The following is a 13,829-nucleotide window of genomic DNA, read 5'->3' on the forward strand; positions in this document are numbered from 1 at the left end:
ATCGACGATAATAGGGGCTTATGTTTTCTAACAGGACCTTATTTATGGCATATCCTCAAGCGGTTAGTGCAAGCCTTGAATGCACATCTCATGATGCGCTTATTATTATTAGTAATGACTTTTCTCAGTTACCAAATAACTCATTACGTGATGCTATTTTAGCTCAAGCAAACGTAGATTCTCGCATCGGTAAGCAAGTTACTTTATTAGTAATTGAAAACAAGCGCGTTGTACTTGCGCCAACCGGTCCGTTAAATAGAGATTACGACGACGTTCGTCGTTATTTTGATGCAGCTAAACTAGCAATTAACGAAGCAAAAGCATCGGGTAGTGTTAACCCTGCATTATTTTTACCAGATTTAAATGGCGATAGCCGTTATCAGCATGCTTTAGAAGTTTCTTATTTAGGCGCTTGCCAAGCCTTATGGCAGCCATTAGAAGCGCGTGAATATCACGGTGAAAGCATTGAACCTATTACACAAATTGGCTTAGTTGGCGCAAGTGAGCAAACGATTAAAGCTGTTAATGCAATTGCAGCTGGCCAATATGCAGCGCGTGACCTTTGTGGTACTGAACCTGAGCGTATGGCTCCACCGCGCTTTGCAGATTACTGTGTTGATTTATTTAAAGGCTCAAACATTGCGGTTGACGTAATTGACGATATTACTGCTATTGATAAAAACTACCCAATGCTAAGTACGGTTGCTCGTGCATCATACGCAGTTGAGCGTCACCACCCACGTGTTGTTAAGCTTGAATATGTACCAGAGGGTGAAATTACTCGCACACTTATGTTTGTAGGTAAGGGTCTTGTATACGATACCGGCGGTGCAGATCTAAAAGTAGGCGGCCATATGGCAGGCATGAGCCGGGATAAAGGCGGCGCAGCATCAGTTGCGGGCTTTATGAAAGCCGTTGCAGATTACCAACCTAAGGGCGTTAAAGTCGTATCGTATTTAGCTGTTGTTCGTAATTCTATTGGTTCAGATTGTTTTGTGCCAGATGAAATTATTACTAGCCGCGAAGGTGTACGTGTACGCATTGGTAATACAGATGCAGAAGGGCGTTTAGCAATGGGCGACCTGCTTAGCGAAATGAAAGATTTAGCTAAAACTGAGGTTAATCCAACATTATTTACTGTTGCTACATTAACGGGTCACGCGGCTCGTGCAATGGGCCCTTACGGTGCGTATGTTGAAAATGGCCCAGCTCGAAGCGCTGGTGTATCTCGTCAGATTGCTGACCTTGGAGATTTGTGGGCTGATGGCGCAGAAGTATCGCGTTCACGCCGTGAAGACTACGACTTTATCAAACCACGCACGCTAGCTGACGATGTACTCTCGAGCAATAACGCAGCATCGGCTGTTACCGCTCGTGGTCATCAGTTCCCAATGGCATTTATGGCTATTGTTGGTGGGCTTGATAAGCACGGTAACGACTCTGCACAGCCTTTGCCTTATGTGCATATGGATATTGCGGGTAGCGGTGTTGAAGGCGGTGATTGGCAGCATGGTAAGCCAACAGCTGCATCAGTAACGAGCTTGTTTGCACGTTATTGTTTGTAAGCTAAAAACGCATATGTAATAAAAAAGCCCTGTTAATTCAGGGCTTTTGCATTTAATGAGGACGCTATCGGTTAATCTAATTTAAAATGATTAACTACGCTCGAAAGACCTTCGCTACTTTGTTTGAGATTATCACTGGCATCAGTAAGCTGCTTAGTATTATTTAATGATTGCTCGGTTGATTGAGATAGTTCATTAATACGCAAATTAACCTCGTCGGCAGCCTGCGTTTGTTGCTCTGTGGCACGTGCTATTTGGCTGTTCATTTCGGTAATAATTGAAACAAGTCGTTCTATTTCATTAAGTGAAGTATTGGCTGATGACGCCTGCTCTACGGTAGAAACTGAAAGTGCTTGGCTTGATTTAACTGCTTCTACTGCTGCTTTTGCACCTTCTTGTAGTTTAGTGATCATGGTTTGAATTTCGTCAGTACTTTGCCCTGTACGGCTTGCCAATGTTCTTACTTCATCTGCAACAACTGCAAATCCTCGGCCGTGCTCTCCTGCGCGAGCAGCCTCAATGGCGGCGTTTAATGCCAGTAAATTTGTTTGCTCCGATATACTTCTGATTACATCAAGTACAGAACCTATATTATGACTCTCGTTGGCTAAATCTTCTGTTACACGGCTGACTGTTTCTATGTTGCTTGAAAGTGTTTCTATGGCTGTTATTGTTTGCGCCACCACATTTTTACCCGTAGATGCGTTTTGCGCTGCATCTTTAGCTGCTTGCTCTGCGGCTTCGGCGTTACGGCTCACATCGTGGATTTGGTGAGTCATTTGCTCCATTGCAGCAGCAACTTGTGTGGAGCTGTCGTTTTGTAGCTCGATAAACGAATGGCTAGTTTTGCTAGAGTCGTCAACGGTATAGGCATGCTTATTTACATCATCGGCACTTTGAGACACATGAACCAACGACTCTCGCATTTTTAACACAAATAAATTAAATGAACGCGACAGCTCTGAAATTTCATCATTACCCGATTCGTTTAGCGTACGGGTTAAATCACCTTCGCCTTGGGAAATATCTTTCATCATATCGGCAGCTAGACGGGTAGGGGTTAATATGCTCTTACCTATAAAGTAGCTGAGGATTATAACTGCAATAATCATTATTAATGCGCTAAAAAGTATAAGGTTACGCTGCTTACTAAATGCTTCGTCAATTGAATCAAGGTAAACCCCTGAACCAATAATCCATTGCCACTGATTAAAGCCTTTTACAAACGCTATTTTATCTACAGGTTGCTCTTTACCTGGTTTTGGCCATTTATAAGGAATAAAACCTTCGCGGTTTTGTTTAACAATATTAACCATATCTACAAATAGCGCTTTGCCGTCGGGGTCTTTATTATTGGTTAAGTCTTTTCCCTCAAGCGCAGGTTTTATAGGGTGCATTACCATTATTGGTTGGTAGTTGTTTATCCAAAAATAATTAGTTTTGTCGTAGCGTAGGGTCCTTACAGTCTCAAGAGCTTGGATTTGAGCTTGCTCTTGCGTGAGGGTGTTGTTTTTCTCAAGTGCATAGTAATGTTCAATAACACTGTATGCGGTTTCTACTACATTTTGGGTTTTTATGTATTGCTCGTCTTTTAGCGAACTATATTGATGAGTTAGGCTAGATATACTCAGTACTATTAGGCCCAATACAACAATGGCTATTAACAGTGAAAAGCGCTGGAATATACTAAAACTACGTAAATTAGGCATACTTTTATCCTCAATAAGTGTGCGCATTAGCGCATAGAATAAGCGTAGCTAAAAAGGGCGTTTAATCTAGGCTTAATAACCTATTAAGACAAAAAAAAGGCTGATATTTCAATCAGCCTTTGGTCTATTTTTAAATGGTTTAATTATTTAACATCAAAATGACGATTAAAGAAGTTTGTGATGGTTTGATGTAAGTGCGTTTGCACTTGTTTACCACGTAAGCTGTGCTTAGAGCCTGGGTAGGTCATCATTTCAAACTGTTTTTCGTTATCTTGTAGTTGTTTAAATAATTTAGTTGAATGCGTAAACAACACGTTATCGTCGGCCATTCCATGATAAATCATTAATGGACCTTTTAAGCCATCGGCGTATGGGAATACTGCACTGTCTTCGTAGCCTTTGGCATTCGTATCGGGGTGACCTAAATAGCGCTCAGTGTAATGCGTATCGTATAGAGCCCAATCAGTTACTGGAGCACCCGATACGCCTGCTTGAAAGTAGTCGCCCGCTTTAAACATAGTCATAAGTGCCATGTAGCCACCGTAACTGTGGCCATAAACACCAATGCGTTGTGGGTCTACGTAATCAAGTGTACGTAAAAACTCTACGCCTTTAATTTGATCGGCAACTTCCACTACACCTAAGTGTTTATAAATAGCATCTTCAAACTTTTTACCACGGTTGTACGAACCACGGTTATCTAGTTGAAAAATTACGTAACCTTGTTGCGCCATGTATTGAAAATACAAGTTTTTGCTGCGCCAGCTATTTGTTACTCGCTGAGCATGCGGGCCGCCGTACACATTAACAATAACAGGATGCTTTTTGCCATCGGTTACGTTACTTGGCTTAAATAAGCGGTAATACATAACTTGGCCATCTTCGGCTTTAATTGTGCCGTATTCTGGTTTTGTTAAGTCGCTTAAATAAGGCGTAAGGGGGTGGCTACTATCTAGCTTATTTTCTTCAAGCCATGTAATAAATTCGCCATTTACTTTACGAAGCGCTGCTGAGTTTGGTGTGCTATCAGATGAGCTATTGTCGATAAAGGTTTTGCTGTCTTTTGCTAGCACAACATTATGGTACTGACCTTTTTCGGTGATACGTTTAGCATCGCCTTTTTTAAATAAAGACGCGCTGTATAAATGGCTCTCAAGAGGAGTGTCTTTTCGACCGGCAAAGTAAACAATGCCTTTTTTCTCATCAATACCTTTTAAGCTATCAACAGCCCAATCGCCAGAAGTAATTTGGCGAACAAGTTGACCGTTTGTGCGATACAGATATAAGTGTTTAAAACCATCGCGCTCAGATGCCCATACAAAGTGCTTTTTGTCTTTTAAAAACTCAAGATCAAAATGTAGGTTAATCCACGTTTCGCTGTTTTCGGTTAATGCTACTTTTTGTGCTTTAGTTTCGCTGTTATAAAAACGCAGCTCTAATTTATGTTGCGAGCGATTTTGCCATTGGTACGACAATGTATTGCCGTCTTTCAGCCATTTAGCGCGTGAAATGTAAATGTCTTCGTCTTTACCTAAATCAATCCAATCTACTTTTTGATCGTTAAGTTTAACAACACCCAGTTGGATTTTTACGTTATCGGTACCAGTGAACGGGTAGCGTTGGTTAAATAACTTAACTTCATCAGCGTAAATTTCGTTACGGATAGCTTCTTTTACTGGCGTTTCGTCAACACGGGTATAGGCAATTTTAGTTTCATCCCCTGACCACCAGTAACCTGTCATGCGGCTCATTTCTTCTTGAGCAACAAACTCGGCCATACCGTTTTTAATTACGCCACCGCCATCTTTACTAAGCTGAATTTCTTTTCCTGAATCAAGCTCTAAAGCATAAAGATTTTGTCCACGAATAAACGATACATAATTACCTTTAGGTGAAAAGCGTGCATCGGTTTCAAATGTTTCAGTGTCGGTTAGTTTTTTACTTTTAGCAGAGGCTAAATCGTAATAGTAAAGGTCGCCATTAAGTGGGAATAAAAGTGCTTTACCGTCTTTAGACCATTTGTACTCAAGTATGCCTTTACCAAAAATACGTTGGCGTTCGCGGCGGGCTTTTTCTTCATCAGATAGATTTTCTGGGCCTGAAAATAACTTTGCCGAATCAACTAGCACACGGTTGGTGTTATCTTTTAGATTGTATTCCCATAAATCGTAGCGGTTGTAGTCATCGCTTTTACCTTGCAGGTAAGTTACACGGCTGCCATCAGGCGAAAATTTAAGTTGTACAGGCGATTTACCTGACAGGCTTGGATCGTCAAAAATACGTTCCAACGATAAAGGTTTTGCTTGAACACTAATAGCGCCAACCATTAACGGTAGGGCTAGTGAGAGGTGTTTTATTTTTTTTAGCACAAGGTTGCCTTAGCTTATTATAAATATTGCTTTGATGTTAAAGCCAAGCGTGTGCAACTGCAACTAAATGCTATAAAGTGGCGATTATTAAAGACAAAGTAGGACATAACAATGACGAACCTTAAATTTGAACTTGCACCAGAGCTTAAACGCGACTGTATAGAACTTGCCGATTGGCCGCTGTGTAAAGTACTTTTATTAAACGATAGTCAGTATCCGTGGTTTGTATTAGTGCCAAGGCAGGCTAACTTAAGAGAAATAATTGATTTATCTGAGGATGATCAAATAGTTTATTTAAAAGAGTCAGCCAAGTTAAGTAAGTTATTAATGGATGTGTTTAGTCCGGATAAGTTAAACGTAGCGGCTTTAGGTAATATGGTACCGCAATTACATATTCATCATATTGCGCGCTTTACGAGTGATGCTGCTTGGCCTGCGCCAATTTGGGGTAAATTTCCTGCAGTCCCTTATACTGATGAGCAAATAGTAAAATTAAAAACCCATTTTTAATAGCTGTTCGGATTTATTTATCTTTCGGGGTTAAATTTTTAGTAGTCTGTTTAGTTTTTAGATAAGGCCGAGTTTATGTTTATGTTGTGCGTCTGCTTCGCATAAATAGGCGATAACGTAGTATAAATGCCAAATATGCGCTGCCCTACGTCGAAAAATTTTAATACTGAAGGTCAACAGATTCTAATCAATAAGGAATAAAATGAAACTAATCAATCAACTTTGTACGGGTTTATTTATTGTCGCATTATCAGGTGGGTACTTTGCTGTTGCAACTGAGCAGCCAGTTAACACTGAAACTGTTAAAAAAACAGACATACAAAATTTAGTTGAACATAGTAATCATGTTTACTCTGCCGCCCAACCTAGTGCAGAGCAAATTAAGCTGTTGTCACTTGCAGGTGTAAAGCATGTAATAAACCTACGCTCCTCTAGTGAACAAACGTGGGATGAAGGTGAGCTTGTGCGATCTTTAGGGATGAGCTATCACGCATTACCTATTGCAGGTGCGAAGGATGTTACTGTTGAGAATGCGCGTAATTTAACAAACTTACTTAATGAGTTTGAGGGAAAATCGATTTTAGTGCATTGCGCAAGTAGCAATCGAGTTGGAGCGTTGATTGCAATTTCAGCACATGAGCAGGGTCTTGATGTAGAGGCCGCGCTTGATAAAGGAAAACGCTGGGGTATGAAAAGTCTAGAGCTTGTAGTGCGTGAAGTGGTAAACGATAAATAATAAAAAAGCGCTGCAGTTATAAACTACAGCGCTCTTAAATTATCACCGTGCTAGGTTATTTTAAACCTAGAACTTCCTTACCTTGTTTAAACGTAACATCTACAGGAATATTTGCTTTGCTTAGTTTTTCTAAGTCTTTAGCAAGTTCCTCTTTAATATCACCATGGGTTGCAATTAGTTGATCTACTTTTTCGTAATCGCCATCACCTTGTAAGGTTAAAATTAAGCGAGATAGGTCAGCAATAGCAGTGCTCATTTTTTCCATGTTTATACTATATAAGCCCGCTTCATTTTTAGAAAACGCGCCTTCTTGTGCAAAAAAGTTAAAGCGGATCATATTCGCTTGACCATGCGCACTTGATGCACCAAAACGTACTGAGCGGAATATGCCAGCCATAAACGTTGTGTAGTAATCTTCAAGTGTACCTTCAGTGATCTCGCCTTTTTTAAGCAATTGCTCAACCATGTACAAACCTAAAATATCGGCTTTGCCTTCCTCTAGTGCACTCGCGTGCTCTTGTAATGATTGACGAACAGTTCCTTTACCAGTAATTGTATTTTTAATACCTAAACCATGCGCTACTTCGTGAAACATAGTGTTGGCAAAAAAGGCATCAAAAGTAATGTGTTTACGCTGCTCAGGTACAATTAACTGCTCTGAAATTGGCACTAAGATTTTATCAAACTTAGCGCGCATCGCATTTTTAAGTTGCAGGCGACGAGTTCCTTTTTCTAACTGTACTTGCTCATCGTTTGGTAAGTTAATTGCAATTGTTTTGCTGCCAGCGTTTGAATGCCCTGCGTAGTAAACAACATCATAGGCATTTAGATCGGCGTCAGAGCCTGGTACTTCTTGTTTGTACTTGGCATCAACTGGTAAGTCTTTTTGAAGTTCAGGTAAAAATGCTGCAAATTTAGCTAAACGTTCGCTCCATTTTAAATCTTTAATAAGTACGTAAGATTCATAAGCAGCACGGTAACCAAATAATTGATCTTCATAAGTTTCAATTGGGCCAATAACCACATCTACTGGGTTGTTTTTCATGTCCATCCAAGCAAAGTCAGAAACTTGGAAGTCATCTTTTTGTAGAGCGTCAGCACGCAGGTTTAGGTAATTAGCAAACTCTTTATCATCGGCAAGTTTACTTGCTTCACGTAAAAGATCGGCTGTTTTTGCAAGCTCAACGGCATACTCTTTTGAATATGGCACACTATAAAGTTTACCTTGCTCATCACGCTTAATTACAGAGTAAAGCCCTGTTTTGTCTTTTACGTCTGCATTGTTTAACTCTTCTTTAGTTATGTCGGCAGGGTAAAATTGTGCGCCAAGAGGCTTTTCTTTATAGCTAGATAAAAACGCTTCATCGCCATTTAAACGATCCCATGGACCGTAGTTAATATCGGCGAATTTACGTACTTTTTCGTTACCTAACTTTGCTAAAAAAGCATCTTTATTCTCACCAAAAGATTGCTTCCAAAATAATTCGTCCATTATTTTTGAAGCATCAATAAGCTTTCCAACCATCGCTCTTTGGTTGTCGCTCAAGTGCGATAAATCACTTTTCAAGCTAAAGTCGGTGTAAATATCTAAACGTTGTTTATCTGCATTAATAAGCTTAGGACCTGATTGTGCACTGCTTTTTTGAGCAAGCTCTACGGCTGTGTTGTCGGTAGAAGACGGTGCTTGTTCAGAACATGCACTAAGAAAAACAACACCAGAGAGCATAATTGCTTGGCTAATTTTATTTAAGATCATTATATTGCCTGTTAAAAAGTAAGTTTAATAATTGTACTGTTTTAGTTAAAAGGCTAAATACGTACAAACGCTTCCTTATTGTGAGTGCATTAAAGCAAAACTAAATAGTAAATAGCAAGTATTTGGCGTTGTAAGGCAAGCATGAGCGGTAAAACATTATAAATAAAAATAAACTTCTATAATTTTCTTAACTTTATCGGTAAGTTAGATAATACTAATTATATTACTAATACAAAAATTAACTGCCTGAGTTTGCAGTTACTTTACAGGCTGAACACAAAAGGACGGTAGCTTTATGTCTACAGAAAACGCTTTATTAACGATTCTAGTCGATAGAATAAATAACGATACGTTGGTTTTACCAACGTTACCTGAAGTAGCGATTAAGGTTCGCCAAGCTGCAGATAACCCTGATGTGAATTTAATGCAAATGTCAGACGTAATCTCACAAGATCCAGCGCTTTCAGCACGTATGATAAAAGTAGCTAATAGTGCAATTATGGGACGCTCTGTAAAAGTATCTAATTTGCATCAAGCAGTGACGCGTATTGGACTGCGCCAAATTAAAAATATTGCAACGGCTATGGCTATGGAGCAATTATTTGTATCAAACAATGAGCTAATTAAAGGCTACATGGGTAAGGCATGGCAAAAAACATTAACCGTTGCTAGTCATTCAATAACACTCATGGAGTTTTACTTAAAAAACAATAAACACACTTCATTAAACCGTGATTCAATTACACTCGCCGCACTTGTTTATAATATTGGTGTATTACCAATTTTAACTGAAGCTGAGCGCCACCCAGAAGTATTTGCAAATCCAAGCTTTTTAGCACACGCAATTCAAAAGCTTAGTGGAAAAATTGGCTCATCCATCATGCAAGCTTGGGAGTTTCCTAAAGAGTTTGTAGATGTGGCTCTAAGCTGGGCAGATCCAAGTTACAAACCTGATAAGGTTAGTTACGTAGATTTTATAAGAGTAGGTGCTATTTTAGAGGGGACGTTACAAGTTTCTGATAAATCGGCAGCGCTGCAAACATACATAGATAAAGGTGTAATACCATCTATGCAATTATTCACAAGTGATGAATACAACGATATGCTAATTGATGTGAAAAACATGTTTAGCTAAACATGTTTTATTACACAAACAAAAAGGGTTAACTTACGTTAATCCTTTTTTTTTTTTATTGAATGGCGTCTAATACTATCCCATCGGTTCTACGAGTGGGGTATAGCGATTCAACTACAAAGCTTGGTATAAACCCTTTAGCTGATGACACAACTACTTTAGATTTAGCACCAATAATACGTGCATTAACAATAACGCCACGATTAGTGTACGTAAGTGTGCCAGTTAAAGTGTATTCAATATGTGGATAGCCTTTAATGTCTTTACCATTTCGGCTAAACGAAAAATCACCCAAAGGCGTCACGTGCACTGTACCTGTATGTTTGTAATCAACAACAGACAAACCAAACTCTTGTAATTCAGTAATAAAGCTTTCAGCTAAATGATTACCAAAAATATTAGTGGTTTGCAGATTATCGTCTAAATTTACAAACGAAGTGATAGCGATAGGCGTACTACTATTTATGTAATTCATATTTTCAATCAGCTTCATTGCTAATTGCTCTGTGTAATTACTTAGTAACTTACTGCTGTTAATTGGGCGGTAGTTATTTTCAGGAAACTGCCAGTTACTCACGCGCGGCTGATTATTTTCAGTATAGCGATTATGGGCATTATTATAGCCAATATTGTTATGTGGTGCATGCCCATTGTAAACAGGATGAGTAGAGCAAGCTGAGAGTGTAAAAAGTGCCGATAAAGTAAGAGTTATTTTTTTTGATAACATGTTTTCTTCCTGAAACATAAGGGGATTTTATAAATACCCCTCCTTATCGACACACTTTTTGATTACTTTAATTAAATTTAATAATTAATTTGTTTATTTTTGATTATGGTGCTTTTGTAACCTCTTCTTTTTTGTAGCGAAGCTTACCTGCTACCCATGTTTGCAGTACGTTTGTTTTGTATATCTCCTCAACAGGCACTTTAAAGTAGTCTTTATCAATTAAAATAAAGTCGGCCCATTTACCTTTTTCTAAACTACCCACCTTAAATTCTTGATGAGCTGCATAGGCGCCACCGAGAGTAAATGCACGTAATGCATCTTCGCGGCTTAGTACTTCACTTGCGCGCCAGCCGTTTTCCGGTAGTTTGTTATGATCCATACGTGTGATAGCTGAATACAAACCATCAAATGGATTTGCAAGCTCTACAGGGTAATCAGAGCCTGCCGCAACCACCGAACCTTGCTGTAAAAATGTTTGCCACGCGTAGGCGCCGCTTAGTTGTTTTTCAGTTAAACGCTGCTCTGCCATATGCATATCAGAAGTGGCATGCACCGGCTGCATTGAAGGGATTATTTTTAACGCTTTAAAACGAGGGATATCCTCAGGCGTTACAATTTGGGCGTGCTCTATTCGGTTTCGCAGTAATATACCGCCCGTTTTTTTAAACACATTTTGATAGGCATCAAGTACTACTTTATTTGCTTTGTCGCCAATGGCGTGAGTATTTGCGCTAAAGCCGCTTTTAAAGCTTTGTGTAAAGAGTGCTTCGAGTTTTTCTTGTGTTTCAAGCATTAAACCATGGTGATCAGGTCTGTCTGCATATTCTTCAATAAGTGCTGCACCACGAGAACCCAGTGCGCCATCGGCGTAAACTTTAACACTGCGAATTTCCATAAAGTCATTTTTGTCGTGGTATCGGCCTGCCTTTAACATTTTATCTAAATCAGGGCTTGCCCCACTCAACATTGCCACAATACGTAGCGGTAAATTACCAAGGTCGCCGCGCTCTTTGTAAACCTCCCACGTTGTTTTATCAATACCTGCATCGTGAGTAGAGGTAATGCCTAAACTTAATAAATGTTTACCTGCTGCATCTAGTGAGTCACTTATATCTTGTTTTGAAGGGGCTGGCATATGCTGGGTAATTAGCGATTCTGCTTTGTCTACAAAAATCCCCGTAGGATTGCCAAATTCGTCCTTAATGATCTCACCGCCTTCAGGTGCTTTTGTTTGGGCGGTAATACCAGCAAGTTCGAGCGCTTTTGAATTAACCCAAATGGCGTGGCTATCAACTCGAGAAAGTACCACAGGTCGATCGTTAACTACTTTGTCTAAATCTTTAGCCGTAGGAAAGCGTGTATCAGCCCAAAGCTCTTGGTTCCAGCCTCGCCCTATAATCCAACCTTGTTTGTTATCGGCAAATACTTTTAGTTTATTTGTTACTTCATCAACTGATTTTGCACCGCGTACATCAAGTTGCGATAAGTTATCTCCTAGGCCAATAACGTGCCCATGGGCATCAATTAAGCCTGGTAATAAGGTATTACCTTGTGCATCAATTAGTTTGGCGTCTGGGTAACTATCTTTAAGTGTATCGCTACCTAGCTTTACTACCTTGCCATTTTTAATAACGAGGGTAGTAAATTGCTGTACCTCACTTTGGTATAAAGGGGTATAACCATTCGCGTTATAAATTACTTTAGTTTGTGCGAGAGTGTAACTAGAACTAGCACAAAGGCTTGCTAGGATGAGAGGCTTGATTATTTTTTTGAGTAACATAAGGCATTATTTTTTTATTTTTAGTACGTTAACATTAGCAAACCCAATTTTATAATACCAATGTGTGAGACAAGTTATGATGAAGAAATAAGTAGTAAAGCTAGAACATAAAAATATCTAGCTTTTGAAAAGGGTTTATTTACTAGCGTATAAACTGTATTCACTAAGCGTTAGCTTACCGTCTTTGTCTTGATCGTAGCTTGAAAACCGAGACCAAAGAGCGGGGTCTATAGCTGTTTCTGCGCGTGTTAAAAAACCATTCTGGTTTCTATCAAGTTTTTCAAATTGCTCTGCAACATTGTTGCTTGCAGCAAAGCCTAATGTGCTAAAAATACTAAACGCAAAAAGCGTTATATAGCTTGTTTTTTTCATGAAAAATACTCAGTAGAGGTTATTAGTAAGGTAATTTTTAAATTCGATTAACGAAATTTGGTTATCTTGATTTTTATCCCATTTTACAAATGTGTTTAAAAGTTGTGGTTGAGGATCAAGTTCGTCATGTGTCAGATAGCCACTTTTGTCATTATCAAGGTGATCAAAGCGTTGCTTTACATCAAGTGCAGCGGCATCAAAACTTAATAGCATTAAAATGCTTATAACTAGAGAAAGTATCTTCATGGCATTCCTTCCAAAAGATGTATTAAAACTTTGTGGCTGAAATAAGAGGAAAAAGCACTTGCCGTAATTTAACTCCCAACATTAAATCCTTTTACACACTCCCTCAGGGATTATGGCAAATGCTTTTAATTCCAGTCTACCTATAACAAGCTTAAGTAAACCTTAATCAGTAATTACTGATTAAGGTTTAAAGCTTTCAAATTCTTTTTTTGAGACTTTTTCATCACCGTCTTCATCTAAGTCAGTAAATTGTCTCATTACTTCTTTATCTTCCTTGGCTTCTACAATTGATATTTTCCCATCCATATCTTTATCTAAATGGGTAAAACGCACGTTTGTTGGCGACGCTAATACAGTTGCACTAATTGCTAAAAACATTAATGAAAAAGCGGCTATAAGTTGTTTCATAATCACGTTCCTTATTAAATGAGTTTATTGAATAAATTTTTTGAATTCATCTAGCGACAATTGCCCATCTTGATTAGTATCAATTTGATAGAAATTCTCGTGTAACACGGCATCTTCACCTGCTTCGGCTTCACTTAATGTGCCGTTACTGTCTTTATCAAGCTCGTTAAAAGTCGCGTGAACGTCCATTGCGTGTGCATTAGCGCCTAAAAAGCCTAAAGCCAGTAATGATGAAATTACTAAAATGCGTTTGTTCATAATTATTTCCTTATCGATTAAAGTTATTATTCTTATTACAAAAATGGTGCCAATAATAATTGTTATTATTTTTCAAGTGTTTATATTTTTAATTTGGAGGGAATGAGAAATTTTTACTGGGTTTGTTGTAATTTTTGTGCGCCTTTTGCAACACTATTTAGTGAGGTTAAAAGGGTGTTTAGTAAAATCAACAAGTTACGTTGTCTCTATTTGGCGACACGCTATTTGAGGAGTGTTAGTTGTTAATCGTATTAAATA

13 protein-coding genes are annotated in these 13,829 nt (G+C 38.8%); 4 read left to right on the plus strand and 9 right to left on the minus strand.

The annotated features are described in order from the left end of the window. Positions 1 to 44: 44 nt before the first annotated feature. Positions 45 to 1,565, plus strand: coding sequence for a M17 family metallopeptidase (locus EU510_RS11450; protein ID WP_149593600.1), 1,521 nt, complete (start codon positions 45 to 47; stop codon positions 1,563 to 1,565). A gap of 71 nt (positions 1,566 to 1,636) precedes the next feature. Here EU510_RS11450 and EU510_RS11455 read toward each other — a convergent pair whose 3' ends face one another. Together EU510_RS11455 and EU510_RS11460 are read right to left on the minus strand one after the other, a co-directional pair. Continuing rightward, positions 1,637 to 3,274 (minus strand): methyl-accepting chemotaxis protein, encoded by a 1,638-nt coding sequence (locus tag EU510_RS11455; protein WP_149593601.1) that lies wholly within the window; start codon positions 3,272 to 3,274, stop codon positions 1,637 to 1,639. 143 nt (positions 3,275 to 3,417) lie between these two features. Continuing rightward, on the minus strand, positions 3,418 to 5,643 hold the full coding sequence (locus EU510_RS11460) for a S9 family peptidase (RefSeq protein WP_149593602.1): 2,226 nt from the start codon (positions 5,641 to 5,643) through the stop codon (positions 3,418 to 3,420). Between the two features lie 111 nt (positions 5,644 to 5,754). On the opposite strand from EU510_RS11460, the gene EU510_RS11465 reads away from it, so the two are divergent. Then, the gene (locus EU510_RS11465) at positions 5,755 to 6,153 is read left to right on the plus strand and encodes an HIT domain-containing protein (protein ID WP_149593603.1); all 399 of its coding nucleotides are present in this window, start codon (positions 5,755 to 5,757) and stop codon (positions 6,151 to 6,153) included. A 202-nt stretch (positions 6,154 to 6,355) separates the two neighbouring features. Then, on the plus strand, positions 6,356 to 6,889 hold the full coding sequence (locus tag EU510_RS11470) for a fused DSP-PTPase phosphatase/NAD kinase-like protein (RefSeq protein ID WP_149593604.1): 534 nt from the start codon (positions 6,356 to 6,358) through the stop codon (positions 6,887 to 6,889). Positions 6,890 to 6,944: 55 nt separating this feature from the next. Here EU510_RS11470 and EU510_RS11475 read toward each other — a convergent pair whose 3' ends face one another. Next, positions 6,945 to 8,645 (minus strand): dipeptidyl-peptidase 3 family protein, encoded by a 1,701-nt coding sequence (locus EU510_RS11475; RefSeq protein ID WP_149593605.1) that lies wholly within the window; start codon positions 8,643 to 8,645, stop codon positions 6,945 to 6,947. A gap of 295 nt (positions 8,646 to 8,940) precedes the next feature. Between EU510_RS11475 and EU510_RS11480 the strand changes: the two genes are divergently transcribed. Beyond that, entirely contained in the window at positions 8,941 to 9,780 is an 840-nt protein-coding gene (locus EU510_RS11480; protein ID WP_149593606.1) for an HDOD domain-containing protein, read from the plus strand. A 55-nt stretch (positions 9,781 to 9,835) separates the two neighbouring features. On the opposite strand, the gene EU510_RS11485 is transcribed toward EU510_RS11480, so the two are convergent. From EU510_RS11485 to EU510_RS11510, 6 genes are all read right to left on the minus strand, one after another. Further along, on the minus strand, positions 9,836 to 10,507 hold the full coding sequence (locus EU510_RS11485; RefSeq protein ID WP_149593607.1) for a FlgO family outer membrane protein: 672 nt from the start codon (positions 10,505 to 10,507) through the stop codon (positions 9,836 to 9,838). A 103-nt stretch (positions 10,508 to 10,610) separates the two neighbouring features. Then, the gene (locus tag EU510_RS11490) at positions 10,611 to 12,287 is read right to left on the minus strand and encodes an amidohydrolase (protein ID WP_149593608.1); all 1,677 of its coding nucleotides are present in this window, start codon (positions 12,285 to 12,287) and stop codon (positions 10,611 to 10,613) included. 135 nt (positions 12,288 to 12,422) lie between these two features. Beyond that, complete coding sequence (locus EU510_RS11495) at positions 12,423 to 12,659, minus strand: EF-hand domain-containing protein (RefSeq protein ID WP_149593609.1); 237 nt, start codon at positions 12,657 to 12,659, stop codon at positions 12,423 to 12,425. A gap of 9 nt (positions 12,660 to 12,668) precedes the next feature. After that, positions 12,669 to 12,905: an EF-hand domain-containing protein gene (locus tag EU510_RS11500; protein WP_149593610.1), complete on the minus strand. Its 237-nt coding sequence runs from the start codon at positions 12,903 to 12,905 to the stop codon at positions 12,669 to 12,671. Between the two features lie 180 nt (positions 12,906 to 13,085). Then, the gene (locus tag EU510_RS11505; RefSeq protein ID WP_149593611.1) at positions 13,086 to 13,313 is read right to left on the minus strand and encodes a hypothetical protein; all 228 of its coding nucleotides are present in this window, start codon (positions 13,311 to 13,313) and stop codon (positions 13,086 to 13,088) included. A 24-nt stretch (positions 13,314 to 13,337) separates the two neighbouring features. Further along, entirely contained in the window at positions 13,338 to 13,571 is a 234-nt protein-coding gene (locus EU510_RS11510) for an EF-hand domain-containing protein (RefSeq protein ID WP_149593612.1), read from the minus strand. Between the last annotated feature and the right edge of the window lie 258 nt (positions 13,572 to 13,829).

Origin of the sequence: Pseudoalteromonas sp. FUC4 (assembly GCF_008370255.1) — a bacterium.
Taxonomy (GTDB): domain Bacteria; phylum Pseudomonadota; class Gammaproteobacteria; order Enterobacterales; family Alteromonadaceae; genus Pseudoalteromonas.

Excerpts from the sequence above, each read along its gene's own strand:
- EU510_RS11450 (WP_149593600.1), top strand. The coding sequence starts at position 45 with ATGGCATATCCTCAAGCGGTTAGTGCAAGCCTTGAATGCACATCTCAT.
- EU510_RS11455 (WP_149593601.1), bottom strand. The coding sequence starts at position 3,274 with ATGCCTAATTTACGTAGTTTTAGTATATTCCAGCGCTTTTCACTGTTA.
- EU510_RS11465 (WP_149593603.1), top strand. The coding sequence starts at position 5,755 with ATGACGAACCTTAAATTTGAACTTGCACCAGAGCTTAAACGCGACTGT.
- EU510_RS11470 (WP_149593604.1), top strand. The coding sequence starts at position 6,356 with ATGAAACTAATCAATCAACTTTGTACGGGTTTATTTATTGTCGCATTA.
- EU510_RS11475 (WP_149593605.1), bottom strand. The coding sequence starts at position 8,645 with ATGATCTTAAATAAAATTAGCCAAGCAATTATGCTCTCTGGTGTTGTT.
- EU510_RS11480 (WP_149593606.1), top strand. The coding sequence starts at position 8,941 with ATGTCTACAGAAAACGCTTTATTAACGATTCTAGTCGATAGAATAAAT.
- EU510_RS11485 (WP_149593607.1), bottom strand. The coding sequence starts at position 10,507 with ATGTTATCAAAAAAAATAACTCTTACTTTATCGGCACTTTTTACACTC.
- EU510_RS11490 (WP_149593608.1), bottom strand. The coding sequence starts at position 12,287 with ATGTTACTCAAAAAAATAATCAAGCCTCTCATCCTAGCAAGCCTTTGT.
- EU510_RS11495 (WP_149593609.1), bottom strand. The coding sequence starts at position 12,659 with ATGAAAAAAACAAGCTATATAACGCTTTTTGCGTTTAGTATTTTTAGC.
- EU510_RS11500 (WP_149593610.1), bottom strand. The coding sequence starts at position 12,905 with ATGAAGATACTTTCTCTAGTTATAAGCATTTTAATGCTATTAAGTTTT.
- EU510_RS11505 (WP_149593611.1), bottom strand. The coding sequence starts at position 13,313 with ATGAAACAACTTATAGCCGCTTTTTCATTAATGTTTTTAGCAATTAGT.
- EU510_RS11510 (WP_149593612.1), bottom strand. The coding sequence starts at position 13,571 with ATGAACAAACGCATTTTAGTAATTTCATCATTACTGGCTTTAGGCTTT.